The organism is Maribacter sp. Asnod1-A12 (assembly GCF_045063735.1).
Taxonomy (GTDB): domain Bacteria; phylum Bacteroidota; class Bacteroidia; order Flavobacteriales; family Flavobacteriaceae; genus Maribacter.
This window is the reverse complement of sequence record NZ_JBEFNZ010000006.1, coordinates 2,737,350-2,757,457: the sequence shown is the minus strand read 5'-3', so window position 1 is coordinate 2,757,457 and position 20,108 is coordinate 2,737,350. Positions and strand designations below refer to the sequence as shown.

The following is a 20,108-nucleotide window of genomic DNA, read 5'->3' as shown; positions in this document are numbered from 1 at the left end:
TAATGTTTATAAAGCTATCAATTGATTTTCTTTAAAGTTAGGCACCTCTATATTAAAATGCTCATAAACCGATTTTGGAATTCCTAAATCAGCCATAAATACTTCTACTCCGCTCGGTAATTTTTCTAAAAGAATTTTAGGAGCTGCCAAGGTCATTACCTGGTGTGCTTTAAACCCTGATAATTCACCATCTTTAGAAATACCAACGGGAATGTCCAATGATATTTTAAATGCCGATGATGCGTTTGCTAATTCAATACTTTTTACAAATGCATCTGACAACGGCAATCTTTGAGAAAATCCTAAATAAGCATCTACCCAAATATCCGTTGTTTCTGGAATACCTTCTTTAGCTCCAAATAACAACGCTCTTTCTAACTGTGCTTTTGGCAGGTCTTTGGTAATAGGAACCACCAAGTCTAAATTCACGTTAAACCCCCAAGCAGCAAGTCTGCGAGCAGCTACTAAACCGCCGCCGCCATTGTTTCCATTACCAACGCCAATAGTGATTACAGAGGTCTCAGTTGCCTTTTTGGCGATTAATCTTGCTAGTTGAAGCCCGGCATTTTCCATCATCAATTCAATGGACAGGTTGTATTTTTCAACCGCCCAATAATCCATCTCTTTAAAGGCTTCTAACGAAAGACTGGTTACTTGCATATTTACTTTTTATAGGTATTGATAGCTTCCGTGAAAAACTGTACCACTTGTTCTTTGTCAATTTTTGTAGCTGGTAAAACTGCTCCTTTAAATCCGTCGTTTTTCCATTCACCTAATGAAAGAGAATCAAACTTAGAAGTATCTAAACCGCTATGCCCTTTGTATCCGCTGATATAAAAATAGTGTTCATTGATCATCGTATCAGGTACAGCTAAACCAAAGCCTATAGACAAATCATTAGAAATAATAACATAAGCACCTGAATCAAAATGATGGGGCCAAATACGAATGTCTGATGACAAACCATTTACCTCAAGTGTTCTTTCTAGACCAGATTGCGTCAAACTTCTTAAATCGGCGAGTTCCTTTAATTTAGATGCTTCTAGTATAAAGGTGAAAGAATCATCAATTGAATATGGTAGCTCGTAATGAAAACCATAGGTGTATTTCTTACCCAAAAATGTATCCGTAGAATTCGTCAACCACTCCAATACCTGCTGATGGGTTTTACCATCTAAAGCAAAAGAAGCATTGTTCTTAGGGGAATTCCACTCTAACGAAAAGGTATTATAGTTTAATGAAAGAACATCTCCTTCTTTTGATAATGGGTGTGTTTCTAAACGTTGTTTTTCAGTTGACCAGCCAAGATTGGTATGACTATCATCTGCTTTCTTCCCTACAAAACTTATTCCTGCAGCAGCTAAATACTGTGCTGCTAAATGCATCATTTTATCCATCTTATATTGTTTTTAAGCGTTAACACCGCCGTAATTAATTCCTGTTAAACGATGCATGTCATGATTAAAAGTAGATAGGTCATCAAAATTGAATTTTGAAATATCATCATGCCCACAAGCTCTTGCTATAACCTTGATAAGGTTATTTGTAGCATCAAAATAGTTATGTAATTGTTTTGCCGAAGATTCTATTATCAATCTACTGCGTAATGATTCTTTTTGGGTTGCAATACCCACAGGGCAGTTGTTACTACCGCAAGCACGCATACCCAAACAGCCAATTGCCTGTAAAGCCGAATTAGATACGGCAATAGCATCTGCACCTAACATAAGGGCTTTACCAAAATCTTCAGCTACTCGTAAACCTCCGGTAATAACCAAGGTTACATCTGTGGCACCTACTTTATCTAAATATTTTCTTGCTCTGGCCAAAGCAGGAATTGTAGGTACATTGATATTATCTCTTAATATGGTTGGTGCAGAACCTGTTCCCCCACCTCTACCATCTAAAATGATATAATCGACACCCACATCTAATGCAAATTGAATATCTTTTTCTATATGACTTGCTGCAATTTTGAATCCGATCGGTATACCACCTGTACGTTCTCTTACCTGAGCTGCGAAAGATTTGAAGTCATCTACACCATGAAAATCTGGGAAAGTGGCTGGTGAAATTGCCGTTTCACCTTCTTTTAAACCTCTTACCTCAGCAATTTCCTTACTTACTTTAGCACCTGGTAAATGACCACCCGTCCCTGTTTTTGCTCCTTGTCCGCCTTTAAAATGAAATGCCTGTACATTATCTAACTTATCCCAAGTAAAGCCGAATTTTGCCGAAGCCAATTCGTAAAAATACTTGCTATTATTTTCTTGCTCTTGAGGCAACATACCACCTTCTCCTGAACAAATACCCGTACCTGCCAGTTCTGCACCTTTAGACAACGCTATTTTTGCTTCGCGTGACAAAGCACCAAAACTCATATCACTCACAAACAGGGGAATATCTAAATGTAAAGGCTTTTTAGCCTTTGGTCCTATAACCACCTTTGTAGCCACCTCATCTTCATCTAGCAACGGTCTACTTGCCAATTGGGCAGGCAAAAATTGAATATCACTCCATTTTGGTAACGTATTTCTATCTACACCCATGGAAGCCGAAAAACCGTGATGCCCTAAATTTTTAAGTCCGTTGGTAGCTAATTCTTTTATATACCCGGTGTATGGTTCTGTCTCTTCAGGGTGTGTATCTGCGTAAGCGCCCAAATAAGCATCTCTATTAAAAGGTTGCGGACTGTCTACTAAATAAGCATCTATCTCTTCTTCATCTACAAAAAGACTACCACCCTCTATTTTAGTAGTAAACTTATGTAATACCTCAGCGTTATTGTATTCTGAAACTCCGGTATCTACTCTATAATCCCAACCGTGAACACCACAAATAAGGTTATGACCATCTACATGACCGTCTGACATTAATGCCCCTCTATGCAGACATCTACCATACAATACAGAAATATCATCATCAAATTTTACGATTACTAAATCCAAACCATTGACTAATGCGTGTTCTGGTTTTTTGTTTTCTAAAGTGTCTACTTGGGCAATTGCAATTGGTTTTTTCATTGGTAGTAATTTTTTAATTAAAAAGAAAAGCCTAGTGCGAAGACAACACGCCCACCATCTAAACTATTAAAATATCCTATGTTAGCCGTAAAAGCTTCAGCTCCTATAAGCCAAGCCAATGCACCTACTGAATTATGCCATTTATTTGAAGTGTCATCTTCAACCCAAACCCTACCATAATCGAAACTACCGGTAAGTCCGAATCTAAAAGGTACAAGGCTGGTTCTTAACCCTCCTAAAGGAAACCTTAAATCTGTATTCTGATAAAAAGATTGTTTTCCAGTAAATCTTTCATTTCTAAATCCTCTTAAGCTCTTGATACCGCCAATAGTTGCTGCATGGTAAAATTCAAAATCATCACCGATCAATGCTTCACCTGCAATCTTGGTTGCAAAAACGATACTACCGCTTTTAGTTAATTTGTGATCTATGATAAATTGTGGTTGTATGTACGCAAAACTATTATCTGCTTCGGTATTATCTATATTCGTTTTATAACCTATGGTCAGCCCTGCATCTAGCCCCAAGGTAGGAAAAGCGGCACTATTTTTATTTTTGAAATTATAAGCAGTTTCTACACCTGCATAGGTTTGCCTATCAAAAATTGTATTAGTCTGTGGTAGTTGTGCTACAAAACGATCGGCTGTATTATCAACCTCAAAAGATTCTATTAAAGGTTTAAAATAGAAAGAACCTCCGTTAATACCTTCCCATTGCAATGACACTGCTGCTTTAAATTTACTAATTCTAATTCTATTAAAATCTAAATCGACCTCATCAGCGTCATAAAGCGTTTCATTACCAAAGCCAAAGAAATTTTCTGAAAAACTAGGACTTGTGTATAAACCTTCTAAACCAAAATTCCAGTTATGAAAAATATTCGAAAACTCCCCTTTATACGACAAATCAAAACCTGATGTGCTGGTATAATATGCAGCATTAATACTATGCTTATATGTAAATGGATTACGTTGTAAACTATATGAAGTATGATTACTAATCACTCCTAATTTCACTCCGTCATCTGGATTGAATGCTATTATAGGTAACAACTGATTAAAATTATATTTTACTTTTTTATGATCGTAATTATTTAATTCATAATCATTTACCAACCATTTTTTAGATCTTTTATTTACAATGGTATTCTCCTTATCCTTGTAATCATAAAGTTTTACCTTTCGTGTGTTTTTAAAGTCGTATGTGTCATTTTTCTTTCCACCTACTATTTTAATTTTTATAGGATGGTCTCCCTCACCTTCTACCGTGAACGTATCTTTTCCATCCAACCCAAATAGCCAAATTTCTTTGGTAATGTCATTCGAAAATGTATGATTTAAAAGACCTAAATCTTTACGGTCTATTTTTACCGTAGTCTTACCATCTGCTAATCTAGTTATGGTAAAATCATCTGCTTTCTGTGTTCCTGTAACAACTTGAAACTTGTTCAAATAGAGATAATATGCTTTAGTTATTTTTTTAAGATTATCTCTTCTACCTTTTAATTTCTGTTTAATATCATCTATGATTGGTCCTTTTATCTCATCAGGAATTGCTTCAAAAGCATTTTCAATATCAGCATCTGATAACTGGATTTGAATATGATTGGTTTGCTTCTCCCACTCTTCCCAACCAGAAGCATGAATAAAAGTTAAATCTAAATGATAAGGAGATGATGCAAACCATTTTACACTTCTAAGGTCCTCATCATAAGTTTGCATTTTACGTAGCCCTGGTATTACTCTTGTCAGAAAACTGATTAAAGTACCGTCGTACTTTGAAAATGCTTGGTCACGATCTCTTGGTATTGGACTACAATACTCCGTTCCGTCTTCATTCTTATAAAGCGCCCAACGCCATTGGTCTTCATGTCTGTCCCAATCTCCCAGAAGCATATCGAATATTCTTGCACGGATATAAGAAGACTCATCTACTACAGATTTTCCCGATCTGTTTATTTCTTGTAAAACATCTGCAGTACTTAATATTTTTAACGGTTTTCCAAAACTTTCAGCTTCTACTTGAGAATCGCCTACATGCTCTTCAATCATATACAATTCATCACCAAACTCATCATTATAAACACCTAATGTTTCTTGTTTAGGAATATAGTATAAAATAGGATTGGTATGATTGACACCAACGGCATTAGATAACCCACCTACAACAAAAGGAGTATATGGATTTGAAGTCGTATAAAAATCGGCTAAAAATTTATCTACGGTTGTACCGTCTAAAACATCTCCAATGTAAGTTTCTTGAAAAGCATTGGCTTGTAAAAACTTTATAGTACTCTTTTTTAAGGCACGCATAACATACTGCTTACCTTCTTTATCTTCTAACCTAAGTGATTTTGATTGTTGTCCGCCTCCTCGTTTCAACGGGGTTAAACCTCCCATTAAAGTATCTAAGAAAACTACTGGTGCGTTTACTTCTTTACCATAGAATTCTCTGTAATGTTCACCCCATAGCGCTTTATAGAATCCGCTTTTTGTTGCAGCTTCTTTCGTATAAATAGCCGCTGATTTTTTAGCTCCTAGATTTTTATCGAAGTTGTATACTTGTAAATCTTCAGTTTCGCTTTTTAGTACAGTAGTCTTAAAAACTTCATTAAAAGAACCATTATCTAAAGCGTAATAATTTGCCTTTACACTACCGTCAGTTGTAATATCTAGGCGAACATAACCTTTTTTGGCTATAGAAAAATCATCTGGTTCACCATGTTTAACGGATTCGATTTTACCAGCAGCACCACTTGTAATTTGAGGAACACTTCCATTAATATATTGCAAATTTTTACCTTGACCCGACAAGAAAATAACGTTGTCTGCACCTCTAGCTATTGTTTTCAACCTGTTTCTAAGCGTTCTGTACTGCTTGTTTTGAAATTCTTGAGTAGAGAAGCCACCGATACTACTAAAAAAACCCTGCCTACTATTTGTTTTTATGGGGTGATATAATGCAACAAATACGATTTTACCTTGTACTTTTTTAATTCGATTTTCAAATTCTAAAAAGAACAAGTTCCTATTTTGAATTTCAGAATCTTCATTGATATAAATATGATTGTCCCAGTTTTCTAAGAACCATTGAGAATCTACAGTAATCAATTCTACGTTTACTCCTAAATCTTGATGCTTAATAGGTTTAGCGTCATCAGGAGAAAATTTTGCTTTACTATTTTTCTGTATATAGTTTTCAATATCAGAAACACCTTTATGACCTTTTAACCATTCTTTATTACCAGATACAAAAATGACATCATTACCCAGTTCAGACATAATTGACAACTGCTTGTCTAATGACTTTTCTATTTCAGTCTTAGGTGCTGCATTTCCCAGTATCAAAACTGTAGGTTTCTTAGCTAACTGCGATTCTTTTGAAATCTCAGAAAGAACCTCTGTATTTGTAGTATCCCAAGTGTTACCAGTAATAAAAATAGACTTCTCTATTTCTTGAGAAAAAACGGTACTTGTAAATAATCCTAATGAAGATATTAGGAGAAAACAGGAAAACTTTTTCATTATAGTTGGTTTATTTAAACGTGCCTTTAATTAGTTATATGAATTTCTTTGAATATGATATACATTTAGAATCGTAGTTAATGACCTTATCTTTTCGCATTATGCTTAATACATTATTTACTGTCTGCCTAGAAGTATTAGTCAAGTTAGCTATGTCTTTATGAGAGAGTAGGTTTTTTGCCACTACCCTATCATTTTCTATTTCGCCAAACTCTTCTATAAAAGCTTTTATAAATTCAGAGATTCTCGTTTTACTGTCCTTATATAAAAGGTCTTGTAGTCTTGTTTCTAATTTTCTGATACGAAGACCATATATTTTTAACAGACCATTTTTTAAAGACTTATACTCTTCCATTAAGCCTTCCATCATATCAGATTCTATATAACAGATTACTACATCTTCTAAAGCAAGAGCTACTTCTTTAGACGAGTTATCCTTATCATAAATAGATAGCTCACCAAAAATATTACCCTTTTTAACGACGTACTTTACAATGTCATTATCAGAGTCCATGATTTTAACAGATCCATTTTTTAAAAAGAAAATGCATTTTTTATCTCTTGCTCCTATCTCAATGATGCTGCCTTTGTCTACATGATCCATCTCTAGAAGATCACAAAGTTTCATCATAGAAGGCATTCCTAATTTTTGAAAAAGGCTAAATCCTTCTAAGAACCAATATTTCGTAATTGCTTTCAATATCTATTTTTAATAAAAACCAATATTACTGATTATCAACAGTATGCAAAAACTATAAAACTCACAGAGTTACTTCAGACGACAGTTGAGTAGATTTTAGTAGTTATAAATGCAAAAAATGCTTTGATAAATAGTTTTTCTATTTTTTTTTACAATTGGTTGGTTCTAGATTAAGTCGGGTAAAAATCAAAATCTTTCATAATTTTTTTAACAATTATCTAAAAAGGGCATTTTCTTTCAAAAAAAGATATACCTAGAATTCTATATAAAAGACGTAATTTGCACCCCCAAATAATGGAATACATACTATTTGAATTTTATAAATATGATGAAAGATCACGCGTTTTTTATGAGAAGAGCCATTGATATGGCAGCAAAGGGAATGAACTCGAACGCAGGAGGACCTTTTGGTGCCGTTGTTGTTAAAGATGGAGAAATTATAGCTGAAGGCCATAATAAAGTAACCTCTACCAATGACCCAACAGCACATGCAGAAATGGTGGTGATTAGAGATGCCTGTAACAAACTGAATACTTTTCAGCTAACCGATTGTATTATTTATACTTCTTGCGAGCCATGCCCTATGTGCTTTGGCGCTATATACTGGGCTAGACCTAAAGCTGTGTATTATGGTTGCGACAAAGCAGATGCAAAAGCTATTGATTTTGATGATCAATTTATTTATGATGAACTAGAAGTTGAAATGCAAGACAGACAAATTCATTTCAAACAAATGTTGCAAGAAGAAGCTGTAGGAGTTTTCAATAATTGGGCTTCTAAACATGATAAAACGAAGTATTAAGTTCAAACTACTTTTACAATTAATGTTAATGTAGGTCTACAAAGTAAAGCGTATAGTTGCTAAATTTAGAAACTATACGCTTTACTTTATAAATTATATCGTTAACGATGTTTAGCCTAATTCATTTTTTAATCTTGTAATATAAAATTAGACTCAAGAACAGTATTTGAGCTTCCTCCTATATATACTTTAAAATCACCTTCTTCAGCTTCCCATTTATTATTAGCTGAGTAAAATTCTAAGGTTTTAGAATCAATGGTAAAACTTATTTTTTTAGTTTCCCCAGGTTTTAATGAAATCATTTGAAAATCTTTCAACTCCTTCACTGGTCTTGCTCTACTTGCAAATAGATCTTGAATATATAACTGTGCAACTTCTTTCCCTTCATATTTACCGGTATTCGTTAAATTGAAAGTAACCTTCAATTCTCCTGTTTTACTTATAGATTTAGAATTCAATTTTAAATCACTGTATTTAAAATCAGTATAACTTAATCCGTAACCAAACTCATATAATGGGGTATTCACCTCATCAGTATAATGTGTCCAAAATACAAGGTCATTTCCAGGATCAGTGGGTCTACCTGTACTTAAATAGTTGTAATATAAGGGAACTTGACCTACATTTCTCGGAAACGTCATTGGTAATTTTCCACTTGGGTTATAATCCCCATAAATTACTTTGGCAATAGCATCACCACTGGTAGTACCTAATTGCCAAGCTTCTACAATGGCAGGTATATTTTTATTTGCCCAGTTTATAGCTAACGGTCTACCGTTCATTAAAACTAAAACTACGTTCTTATTCACGGCATATACCGCCTCCAGTAACTCTTGTTGTAAACCTGGTAAATCTAAACTAGCTCTGCTTCTGCCTTCTCCCGATTGAAAACCATGTTCGCCCAAGACCATTACTACCACATCTTTGCCCTTGGCTACTTCCACAGCCTCTGCAATTCCAGTTCTATCTGTAGTATTAATATTGATCTCAAAAACAAAAGCTTCTTTACCCTTTACCAACGCTACTCCCTTTTCATGAGATAGTCTATTACCCTTATATTTCTTTAATCCTTCCATAACAGATATTGCCGAATCATCTTCTGCAGCAAGTCTCCAACCACCTAATGGACTATTTTTATCAGCAGCCAACGGACCAATAACCGCAATGTTCATACCCTTCTTTTTTAAAGGCAATAATTGGTTATCGTTCTTTAAAAGTACAATAGACTTTTCAGCCATATCAAGCGCTATCGCTTTGTTCTTATCACTTCCTATTACAGTTTTCTCCCGTTCTTCGTTACAATACTTATAAGGATCTTCAAAAAGACCTAGTTCATATTTCACCCTTAATATTCTACGAACTGCATCATCTATTTTATTTACTGACACTTTCCCTTCATCAACCAAGTTTTTTAAATGCTTTACATATAAATAAGATTCCATGTCCATATCGCTACCTGCATTTGCAGCACTTTCAGCAGCAGCTTTTCCATCTTTAGAATACCCATGAGCAATCATTTCCGCCATAGAACCCCAATCTGAAACTACAAAGCCTTGATAGTCCCACTCTCCTTTTAAAATATCTCGCTGTAAATAAGAATTTGCTGTAGCAGGAATTCCGTTAAGCACGTTAAAGGAATTCATAAATGTTTTTACATCTGCTTCTATAGCTGCCATAAACGGAGGAAAAATAGTATTGTACAAGGTTGATGTACCAACATCTACTGTATTATAATCTCTACCCGCCTCAGAAAAACCATAGCCAGCAAAATGCTTAGCTGTAGCCGCAATTGTGTTTGAAGCAGAAAGGTCTTCGCCTTGAAAACCAATAATTCTAGCCCTTGCTATTTGACTGCCCAAATATGGATCTTCTCCGGCTCCTTCCATGACCCTACCCCATCTCGCATCTCTCGATATATCTATCATTGGAGCAAAAGTCCAATTTATACCACTTGCCGAAGCTTCGTCAGCGGCCATGGCCGCTGAAGCCTTTATCGTTTCCATATCCCAACTTGCAGATTCTGCTAAAGGTATTGGACTTTGTGTTCTATAACCATGTATTACATCATAACCTATAATTAAAGGGATACCTAGTCTTGATTCTTCAACCACTATTTTTTGTACTTTTCGTACTTCTTCTACGCCAGTAACATTAAGCATAGAACCCACCCATCCGTTTTTAAGGTGTTCAAACTTATTAGACGCATCACCTTCTTCTGGCACAGGACCTGTTACATTCCAAAATCCGTTATACTGATTCATTTGACCAACCTTTTCCTCTAAAGTCATTATGGACAAAAGAGAATCTATTTTACCTTCAAAATTTTGATCAACACTTGATTGTGCTAAGGTACTTTGGCAAAATGCCAATATACCGAAGCTATAAACTAAAAAATTCCTCATATTAACTTATACTAATACTATTATTGAAATAATGAAACCTTATTCCTTTTTTAAATTTTACGTAACTACTTGTTAATAAACTTTATGCAAATAATATCGACCAATTTTAGTCAATAATATTTAAATTCAATACATGATTTTAATTTTCATTACTCGGTTTTCCTATGGTCGCCAAGATACCTCCGTCTACATAAAGAATATGACCGTTTACAAAATCGCTGGCTTTAGATGATAAAAATATAGCTGCACCGCACAAATCATCTGGATCTCCCCATTTAGCTGACGGTGTTCTATTTAAAATAAAATCATTAAATGGGTGACCTTCTTCACGAATAGGAGCCGTTTGGCTAGTAGCAAAATAACCTGGTCCTATACCATTTACCTGAATATTATGCTTAGCCCATTCCGTTGCCATATTCTGGGTCAACATTTTCAATCCCCCCTTTGCTGCTGCATAGGCCCCAACTGTATTTCTACCCAACTCACTCATCATAGAGCAAATATTTATAATTTTACCCTCTTTTTTTTCTATCATGGCTTTTACCACATGTTTGGATACTATGAACGGACTAACTAAATCAACATTGATAACTTCTTTAAAGTCCTCAACGTCCATATCTTCTAAAGGGGTTCTTTTAATGATACCTGCATTATTTACGAGAATATCAATAGGACCCACAGCAACTTGAATGTCATTTATCGCTTTAATTACTTGATCTTCTTCAGTAACATTAAATTTAAAGCCATAAGCTTCTATGCCAAGTGACTCATAAAATTTAACCGCATCATCAATTTTGGTTTGCGATGAATTACCGTTGACAACTAACTTTGCGCCGGCAAGCCCCAAACCTTTTGCCATAGCCATACCAAGACCATGTGTACTACCTGTTACTAAAGCAACTTTACCTTTTAAATTAAATAATTCTGTAGACATATATTTTTTTTAAACTATTACAGCGAAAAAATCCATACTAGTTATAAATAAAATCTTCTCAACAATGCCAACCATAAAGTAAGTATTGATAATTTTTAATTTAAAATATAAAAATCATGGACAAGAAGTTAAATATAAAAAGTTTTGATCAACCAAACCCAATATAGAGAAACAAAAAAAGCCACTGATTTCTCAGTGGCTTTTTGTCGGGGTGGCAGGATTCGAACCTGCGACCTCCGCGTCCCAAACGCGGCGCGATAACCGGGCTACGCTACACCCCGAATTGGTTATCAAAAAATATGTCTCTCAACACATTGTTGCGGAGAGACAGGGATTCGAACCCTGGGTAAATGTTTCCACCTACGACGATTTAGCAAACCGCTCCTTTCGGCCACTCAGGCACCTCTCCAGTAATTCTTCAATGAACTGTTGCTCTAAATAGCGGATGCAAATGTAGTAAGTATTACTGATTATACACAACTATTTTTGATGTTTTTTTTCAATAAAAAAATACCTCCCTGTTACTCAGGATATTCCACACGCAAATGATAAATATTTATAAGCTTCTGTTTGAATATTTTCTTAATTGTTTCTATTTCTTTGAAGGTAATGTCTGCATTTAAAAATTGATTTGCCTTCATTTGACCCGAAATTATTTTGTCAACAAACTCATCAATAATCAAAAATGTAGGGTTTTTTAAGCTTTTCGATGCAGCCTCTACAGAATCGGCCATCATTAAAATTGCCGTTTCTCTAGAAAATGGCAAAGGACCAGGGTACCTGAAATCTTCTTCATTGACATCTTCTTCTAACTCTTTTTGTTTCTTATAGAAATAAAATACCAAAGTAGTACCATGATGCGAACGTATAAAATCTATAACACGGTCAGGAATATTATTCTTTCTAGCTATCTCAATACCTTTTATTACATGATTTATAATTATACCTGCACTGTCTTTAGGACTTAGTTCGTCATGTGGATTTACATTAGTTACCTGGTTTTCCGTAAAAAAAGTTGGGTCATTCATTTTACCAATATCATGGTACAAAGCCCCTACCCTAACCAACATTGCATTTGCTCCAATTTCATTAGCGGCTGCCTCGGCTAAATTAGCGACTTGTAGCGAATGATGAAACGTGCCCGGTGCCTTGTTAGACAATTCTTTTAAAAGTTTAGAGTTCGTGTCCGAAAGCTCTAATAATGAAACGTCTGATACTAACCCAAAAACTTTTTCATAAATATAAATTAATGGCTGAACAAATAGCGTAATCATACCATTTAAAAGAAAAAGACCTAAAGTATACCATTCAATATCACTTAAATCTCCTTCGTGTATCGTATGAAATGCCAAATAACCAATAATATATATAAGTGTTATCTGACCTACACTTACAAATAAATTAGCCCTTTTGTACAACTCAGAGACGGTAAGTATTGTAACGATACCAGTTATAATTTGTAAAAAGATGTATTCAAAACTATTAGGTACAACAAAGCCTAAAATTAATATTGTAAGAACATGTACAAAAAGCCCTAATCTAGCATCAAAAAATGTTTTCAGTATCAATGGTAATATACAAAGCGGCACAACAAATACTAGTTGATCATTATACTTTATAACCATAGTAGTTATAAAAACCATCAAAAGAATATTGAAGAAAATAAACGTAACCTTAACGTTATTTTCATAAACCGTTCTTCTATATTTTTTTAAAAACAAAAAAAGCATAACAAGTACAAGCGCTACTAAAACGGTATACCCTATTAATATATAATAATAATTACTTGCAGTCCAAAGTTCAGATTCGTATTCTGATTTTAAAGACTCTAATATCTTTAGGTTTTCAGCCTCAACAACTTCGCCTTTAGCAATAATCAATCGACCTTGATCAACCGTACCACGAGTATACGAAAGTTTAGATAGCGCCTCGTCTCTAGCCTTTTGAGTAAGATTGTTATCAAAACTTACATTAGGAGATATAATGTCAAAAAACAAGGCTTGAGTTTCTTTTTCGAAAACAGACAAATTGTTTTCAGCAAGAACTTTACTTATCAAATTATTAATCTCGTTTAATCTAAAAAAATCCGAGACCCTAACTTTACTAGCTTCATTATTTTTGACTAAATAAATAAAACTTCGCTTAACCTGTTTACCGTTGTTTTGCAGAATACCTTTTGCATAAACCGTATCCAATACAATTTTAGAAAAATATTTTAAACGTTTTTTCTGAGTATCGTTTAAAGTAGTTCTATCCCATTTATCTTCAAACTTTCTCTCAAATTCTTCTACAACACTATCTACTTCTGCTTGATTATATCGATAATATGGTAATTGAGAACTTTCAATACCTTGTTTTTCTTTTGTAATTTCAGTATCGGTCTTTTGAATAGAAAAATCAAAAGGTGCATAGAGATTTTCAAATTGCCAAGGTTTACCTTTTTGAAATTCATACTTAAATTTCCCTCCCTTAGGCAAAAAGAAAACAATGAATGCAACAGCCACAACATAAAGTATGTATTTAAAAATTAGCGATTGTTGTTTGTAAAGATTATCCAAAAGAAAAATATATTAAGTTTCTCAAAAATAGAAAATATATACTGATAACTAGTAATTGAAATGATATCCCTTGGGTTGGTATAGAATTTAGTAATTTCGTGCTATCAAATAATGAAAAACATGAAAGAGGTCGTTATCGTATCAGCCGTAAGAACACCAATAGGTAGTTTTATGGGCGGATTATCAACAGTTCCTGCTCCTAAATTAGGAGCAATTGCTATTGAAGGTGCATTAAAAAAAATTAACCTAACCCCTACTCTAGTTGATGAAGTTATTATGGGCAATGTAGTGCAAGCTGGCACAGGTCAAGCACCTGCAAGACAAGCTGCTATATTTGCCGGTATTCCAAACACTGTACCTTGTACAACTATAAATAAAGTTTGCGCCTCAGGTATGAAAGCTGTAATACAAGGTGCACAAGCTATTGCATTAGGTGATGCAGATGTTGTTGTTGCCGGCGGTATGGAAAACATGAGTTTAATACCTCATTATGTGCACATGAGAACAGGTACAAAATTCGGACCTACCACTTTCGTTGATGGAATGCAAAAAGATGGTTTAGTCGATGCATATGATGAAAACGCCATGGGTGTTTGTGCTGATGCATGTGCTACTGAATATGAATTTAGCAGAGAAGATCAAGATGCCTATGCTATTCAGTCTTACAAGAGATCTGCCGATGCTTGGGAAAATGGAAAATTTGACAACGAGGTTATTCCTGTAGCAGTACCTCAAAGACGTGGGGAACCTAAAATGGTTACCAAAGATGAAGAATTTAGTAATGTCTTTATTGATAAGATTCCAAATTTAAGACCTGCATTTTCAAAAGACGGAACAGTTACCGCCGCAAATGCTTCAACTATTAACGATGGTGCTGCGGCATTAGTTTTAATGAGTAGAGAAAAGGCAGAAGAGCTAAACTTAAAACCATTAGCTATAATAAAAAGTTATGCTGATGCAGCTCATGAACCTGAATGGTTCACCACTGCACCAGCAAAGGCTTTACCGAAGGCTTTAGCAAAATCTAATTTAAAGCTAGAAGAAATCGACTTCTTCGAATTTAATGAAGCATTTTCTGTAGTCGGTCTTGCAAATATGAAAATATTAGGTTTAGGTGACAAAAATGTTAATGTAAATGGTGGCGCAGTTTCTTTAGGACATCCATTAGGGTGTTCTGGTGCACGTATTTTAATCACACTACTAAATGTATTAGAACAAAATAATGCGAAACTAGGCGCAGCTGCAATCTGTAATGGTGGCGGTGGTGCTTCGGCAATAATTATCGAAAAGATTTAAGTGTATAAAAATTATTTATGCAATACGGTATTTGCCAATTAAGCATTATTCCTGTTAGAAGTACGCCAGACGAAGTCGCCGAGCTAACTACGCAACTTTTATTCGGAGAACACTTTAAAATATTAGAGTGCCGAAAAAATTGGTCTAGAATAAAAACCATATTCGATAAATGTGAAGGTTGGATAATGAACAACCAATTGTTTTTTATACCTGAAGAGGAGTTCAATTCCATTCAGTCAAACAAAGAAATAAAACATGTCGCCGAGTTAATATCTTTTGTCGAAGACTCTAATCAAATTTTAACACCAATATTAATTGGATCTTGCATACCCGATACTCCATCATTGCCTATTAATTTCAATGGTAACGTTATCAAAAAAGCGCAGTCAAAAGCGAACTTAATAAAAACAGCCTTACTTTATTTAAATTCTCCGGAATTGAAAGGAGGAAAATCCCCTTTTGGTATTGATAGTGCTGGTTTTACTCAAATGGTGTATAGAATTAATGGATACCACCTTTTAAGAACCGCGAAAAACCAATCAGCACAAGGGTCTGCCTTAAGTTTTGTAGAAGAAAGTGAGGCTGGAGATTTAGCCTTTTTTGATAATGTTAGCGGAGACATTGACCATGTAGGCATTATTATGGAAAACAACTATGTTATTCACGTAAACGGAAAGGTCAGAATAGACCGTTTAGACCATACTGGCATATTCAACAATAACCTTAGAACGTATACTCATCAACTAAGAGTCATTAAAAAAATAGTATAAAAAAAAGCCCTTGTTAGGGCCTTTTTTTATTTCATAAATAAGTTATTAGAATTACTCTCCTAACATCTTCTTCATTTTAGTGAAATTCTCAGTATCACCCATTGCTCCATATATATTCTTAAGCTGAGTCATAATATTTTCACTTTCAGGATTATTTTTCAATGCATCTTCTAAAACATCCGCTCCTTGCTTAAATAAGCTATCCTTTTTCTCCTTAAGGTCATCATACTTTGCAATATCAGCTCTAGAATTACCTAAAGAATTCATCTCATCAATCAACGTATTACCTTCATTAACATAAGTAGTCGAAAGGTTCAAATAGGCATTTGTATAATTAGGATCGATTTCGATTGCTTTTTTATAAGACACACGTGCATCTTCATAATTATCTTGTTCCATGCTAATTACACCAACATTGTAATGAAGGTCTGGATTATCTGGAGCTAAAGAAATTGCCTGAGCCATTAATTCTTTGAACTTATCTTTATCCCCTTGATTAAAATATAAATTAGCCTCGTTCAAAATTAAATTTACATCTTCTGGGTCGTTTTTTCTAGCCTCTTGATAAGCTTCTAAAGCCTTTTCATCTTGCCCTAATTGTGTATAAATTAATGCCGTGTTCTTAACAATCTCAGCTTTTTTAGATGGAGTTTTTTCGTCTATCGGGTTAGAGTATGTACCTGATTTCACCATCAAATCACGTTGTACTTTATCCATTTCTTCAACTTCACCAGAAGCTGCATTAGTAGCTTTATAAACTACTGCACTACCATCATAACCTACTTCTTGCAATTTATTATAATACTCTAAAGCCATTTCATAATGACCTCCATTTACAGCGCTACCTGCTGCATAATACAAATAAGAAGTGTCTTTTGGACTAAGCGTATAACTCATATACAATTTTTCTGCAGCTTCTTTGAATTTACTATTACCGTTATCGCTAACAGCAGAATTCACAAGATCAGCAGTTAAAGAAGTCATATACTGATTAGTTTCACCTGTATATTTTTGCTTACCTGAAGCTTCTTCTATTTCAACAACCTTTTTAAAAGAAGTTACCGCTTTCTCAAAGGCATCATCATTTCCTTTCTTAGCTAAATCATTATAGATTTTACCTCTAGTAAAATAATATTGAGCTTGTGTTTTTTCATCTGCAGCGGCAATTGTACCTGAAGCAGCTTCTAAAGCTGTTTGAGCAGTAGCTGAATCACCAGCTTTCAATGCCTTTTCAGCAGCTTTTATTTCATTCTTCTGAGCAAAACCGACCATTGTAAATGTCAGTGCTGCTACAAGTAATAATCTATTCTTCATTTTTAATATATTAATTATTAGTGTTTACTTTTAAATGATGTTACTCTTCAGTTTCAGGATTATCCGGGTCTGTACTTTCTTCGGAATCAGAATTATCAATCTCCGTGCCATCTTCTGCATTTACCTCAATATCAAGTATTTCAGCTTCTTCCAAATCATCCTCATCTTTCATAACCTTCGCTACTGCAGCAATAGAGTCGTTACCTTTAATATTAATTAATCTAACGCCCTGTGTTGCTCTACCCATTACACGTAAATTTTCAACGCTCATACGTATTGCAATTCCAGATTTATTGATAATCATTAAATCATCAGAATCGGTAACATTTTTAATTGCTACTAATCCGCCCGTTTTATCGGTCACACTAATAGTCTTAACTCCTTTACCTCCTCTATTGGTAACTCTATAATCATCAATACTTGATCGCTTACCATAACCTTTTTCCGAAACAACTAATATTTCATCTTCAAAATTATGAACAGAAACCATTCCTATTACTTCATCGTCGTCATTTGCCAAAGTAATACCACGAACACCCGAGGCATTTCTACCCATTGGTCGTGTTTTACTTTCTTCAAAACGAATTGCCTTACCAGATTTAAGCCCTAAGAAAATCTCACTAGAACCTGTAGTTAATTTAGCCTCTAACAGTTCATCACCTTCACGAACGGTAATGGCATTAATACCATTTTGACGTGGTCTTGAATATTGCTCTAAAGATGTTTTCTTAACAACACCTTTCTTAGTAGCCATAATAACATAATGTGCATTGATATACTCCTCATCTTTTAAATCTTGTGTACAAATGAAAGCTTTTACACTATCATCTTGCTCAATATTTATGAGATTCTGAATTGCACGTCCTTTTGATGTTCTACTTCCTTCCGGAATTTCAAACACACGCATCCAGAAACATTTACCTTTCTGGGTAAAGAATAACATATATTGGTGATTGGTACCTACAAACAAATGCTCTAAGAAATCTTCATTTCTTGTAGAAGATGCTTTTTGACCGACCCCGCCTCTATTCTGTGTTTTGTATTCACTTAACGGAGTTCTTTTAATATAACCTGCATGAGAAATAGTAATTACCACTTGCTCATCTGGTATCATATCTTCCATACTAAGATCACCACCTGCAATATTAATTACAGATCGTCTTTCATCACCGTATTTATCTTTAATCTCAAGAAGCTCATCTTTGATAATAGACATTCTACGATCTTTCTTATCAAGAATATCTTTAAGATCTGCAATTAAAAGCATTATTTCATCATACTCGGTTCTTAGTTTATCTTGCTCCAGACCAGTAAGTTGACGAAGTCTCATCTCTACAATTGCCTTTGCCTGAATTTCACTTAACTTGAATCGTTCAATTAAGTTTGTTCTTGCTTCATCAGCGTTCTTAGAGGCTCTTATTATAGCAATTACTTCATCAATATTATCTGATGCAATAATTAAACCTTCTAAGATATGAGCACGATCTTCAGCCTTCTTTAATTCGAATTGTGTACGCCTAACTACCACTTCATGTCTATGCTCAACGAAATAATGAATCATTTCCTTCACATTCAACAACTGTGGCCTTCCATTTACCAAAGCAATGTTGTTTACACTAAAAGATGTTTGTAATGCCGTATACTTGAACAGCATGTTCAACACAATATTAGGAATAGCATCCCTCTTTAAAATGTAAACGATACGCATACCGTTTCTATCGGATTCATCTCTAATATTGGCTATACCTTCCAATTTTTTATCATTGACAAGATCGGCAGTTTTCTTAATCATGTCTGCCTTATTGACCTGATAAGGAATTTCGGTAACAACAATACATTCGCGACCTTGAACTTCTTCAAAAGTTGCTTTTGCACGCATTTTTACACGTCCTCTTCCTGTATGAAAAGCTTCTTTTACACCATCGTAACCGTAAATAGTTCCTCCAGTAGGAAAATCTGGTGCTTTAATATGTGTTATAAGCTCATCTATCTCAATGTCATTATTATCTATATATGCAACCGTACCATCTATTACCTCAGATAAGTTATGTGGCGGCATATTGGTTGCCATACCTACAGCAATACCAGATGCACCGTTCACCAACAAACTTGGAACCCTAGTAGGCAGAACCGTTGGTTCTTTTAAAGAGTCATCAAAATTCAATTGATAATCTACAGTTTCCTTTTCTATGTCAATTAGCATATCGTCTGCAATCTTACGCATACGAGCTTCCGTATAACGCATTGCCGCAGGGCTATCACCATCAACAGAACCAAAGTTACCTTGACCATCTACCAACATGTAACGCAAACTCCACTCTTGAGCCATACGAACCATGGCATCATATACTGAAGTATCACCATGTGGGTGATACTTACCTAAAACTTCACCAACAATACGTGCAGATTTTTTATGTGAGCTATTACTTCTAACTCCTAATTCATGCATTCCGAAAAGAACTCTTCTGTGTACGGGTTTCAATCCATCCCTGACATCCGGCAGGGCTCGTGACACAATGACCGACATTGAGTAATCAATGTAGGCAGATTTCATTTCCTCTTCAATATTAATGGGAATCAATTTTTCACCGTCAGCCATTTTAAAATCTTCTGTTTTTTAATTAGTAAAAAAGCATGCCAATATACTTAAATCCTGAGCGTTTCAAGAATAAGTGTATTTAATAATATTATTTTTTATTAACACTTGGCATAGTTATGTTAATTTTTACTTTAAATGAGTATTTGAGCACTATTAAAGCCGTATTTAATGGGTTTTACAATAACT

General features: G+C 34.7%; 13 protein-coding genes and 2 tRNA genes. 3 read left to right on the top strand and 12 right to left on the bottom strand.

The annotated features are described in order from the left end of the window. Nucleotides 1–6 precede the first annotated feature (6 nt). The 5 genes from ACJJVP_RS11690 to ACJJVP_RS11670 are packed head-to-tail and all read right to left on the bottom strand — an operon-like array spanning nt 7 to nt 7,247. The gene (locus ACJJVP_RS11690; RefSeq protein WP_405413856.1) at nt 7–660 is read right to left on the bottom strand and encodes an NAD(P)H-hydrate epimerase; all 654 of its coding nucleotides are present in this window, start codon (nt 658–660) and stop codon (nt 7–9) included. Between the two features lie 2 nt (nt 661–662). After that, a complete protein-coding gene (locus ACJJVP_RS11685) occupies nt 663–1,397 on the bottom strand; it encodes a hypothetical protein (RefSeq protein WP_405413854.1) in 735 nt (244 codons plus the stop codon). A gap of 12 nt (nt 1,398–1,409) precedes the next feature. Next, on the bottom strand, nt 1,410–3,023 hold the full coding sequence (locus tag ACJJVP_RS11680) for a glutamate synthase-related protein (protein WP_405413853.1): 1,614 nt from the start codon (nt 3,021–3,023) through the stop codon (nt 1,410–1,412). Nucleotides 3,024–3,040: 17 nt separating this feature from the next. Continuing rightward, nucleotides 3,041–6,547, bottom strand: coding sequence for a metallophosphatase (locus ACJJVP_RS11675; RefSeq protein WP_405413852.1), 3,507 nt, complete (start codon nt 6,545–6,547; stop codon nt 3,041–3,043). A gap of 34 nt (nt 6,548–6,581) precedes the next feature. After that, nucleotides 6,582–7,247 (bottom strand): Crp/Fnr family transcriptional regulator, encoded by a 666-nt coding sequence (locus tag ACJJVP_RS11670; protein ID WP_405413850.1) that lies wholly within the window; start codon nt 7,245–7,247, stop codon nt 6,582–6,584. 328 nt (nt 7,248–7,575) lie between these two features. Here ACJJVP_RS11670 and ACJJVP_RS11665 point away from each other — a divergent pair, with 328 nt between their 5' ends. Continuing rightward, nucleotides 7,576–8,049 (top strand): nucleoside deaminase, encoded by a 474-nt coding sequence (locus tag ACJJVP_RS11665; RefSeq protein ID WP_405416182.1) that lies wholly within the window; start codon nt 7,576–7,578, stop codon nt 8,047–8,049. 128 nt (nt 8,050–8,177) lie between these two features. On the opposite strand, the gene bglX is transcribed toward ACJJVP_RS11665, so the two are convergent. From bglX to ACJJVP_RS11640, 5 genes are all read right to left on the bottom strand, one after another. Next, complete coding sequence (bglX, locus tag ACJJVP_RS11660; protein WP_405413848.1) at nt 8,178–10,451, bottom strand: beta-glucosidase BglX; 2,274 nt, start codon at nt 10,449–10,451, stop codon at nt 8,178–8,180. Between the two features lie 139 nt (nt 10,452–10,590). Further along, nucleotides 10,591–11,385: a gluconate 5-dehydrogenase gene (locus ACJJVP_RS11655; protein ID WP_405413847.1), complete on the bottom strand. Its 795-nt coding sequence runs from the start codon at nt 11,383–11,385 to the stop codon at nt 10,591–10,593. Between the two features lie 206 nt (nt 11,386–11,591). Then, a tRNA-Pro gene (locus ACJJVP_RS11650) sits at nt 11,592–11,666 on the bottom strand. Between the two features lie 39 nt (nt 11,667–11,705). Beyond that, nucleotides 11,706–11,794, bottom strand: a tRNA-Ser gene (locus ACJJVP_RS11645). Between the two features lie 112 nt (nt 11,795–11,906). Then, nucleotides 11,907–13,943 (bottom strand): HD family phosphohydrolase, encoded by a 2,037-nt coding sequence (locus ACJJVP_RS11640; RefSeq protein WP_405413845.1) that lies wholly within the window; start codon nt 13,941–13,943, stop codon nt 11,907–11,909. A gap of 120 nt (nt 13,944–14,063) precedes the next feature. On the opposite strand from ACJJVP_RS11640, the gene ACJJVP_RS11635 reads away from it, so the two are divergent. Both ACJJVP_RS11635 and ACJJVP_RS11630 read left to right on the top strand, forming a co-directional pair. Further along, on the top strand, nt 14,064–15,239 hold the full coding sequence (locus tag ACJJVP_RS11635; RefSeq protein WP_405416180.1) for an acetyl-CoA C-acyltransferase: 1,176 nt from the start codon (nt 14,064–14,066) through the stop codon (nt 15,237–15,239). Between the two features lie 17 nt (nt 15,240–15,256). After that, nucleotides 15,257–16,009: an NlpC/P60 family protein gene (locus tag ACJJVP_RS11630; protein ID WP_405413844.1), complete on the top strand. Its 753-nt coding sequence runs from the start codon at nt 15,257–15,259 to the stop codon at nt 16,007–16,009. Nucleotides 16,010–16,060: 51 nt separating this feature from the next. Here the strand turns inward: ACJJVP_RS11630 and ACJJVP_RS11625 are convergent, their stop codons facing one another. Both ACJJVP_RS11625 and gyrA read right to left on the bottom strand, forming a co-directional pair. Next, entirely contained in the window at nt 16,061–17,323 is a 1,263-nt protein-coding gene (locus ACJJVP_RS11625; RefSeq protein WP_405413842.1) for a tetratricopeptide repeat protein, read from the bottom strand. Between the two features lie 40 nt (nt 17,324–17,363). Further along, the gene (gyrA, locus tag ACJJVP_RS11620; protein WP_405413840.1) at nt 17,364–19,922 is read right to left on the bottom strand and encodes a DNA gyrase subunit A; all 2,559 of its coding nucleotides are present in this window, start codon (nt 19,920–19,922) and stop codon (nt 17,364–17,366) included. Nucleotides 19,923–20,108 lie beyond the last annotated feature (186 nt).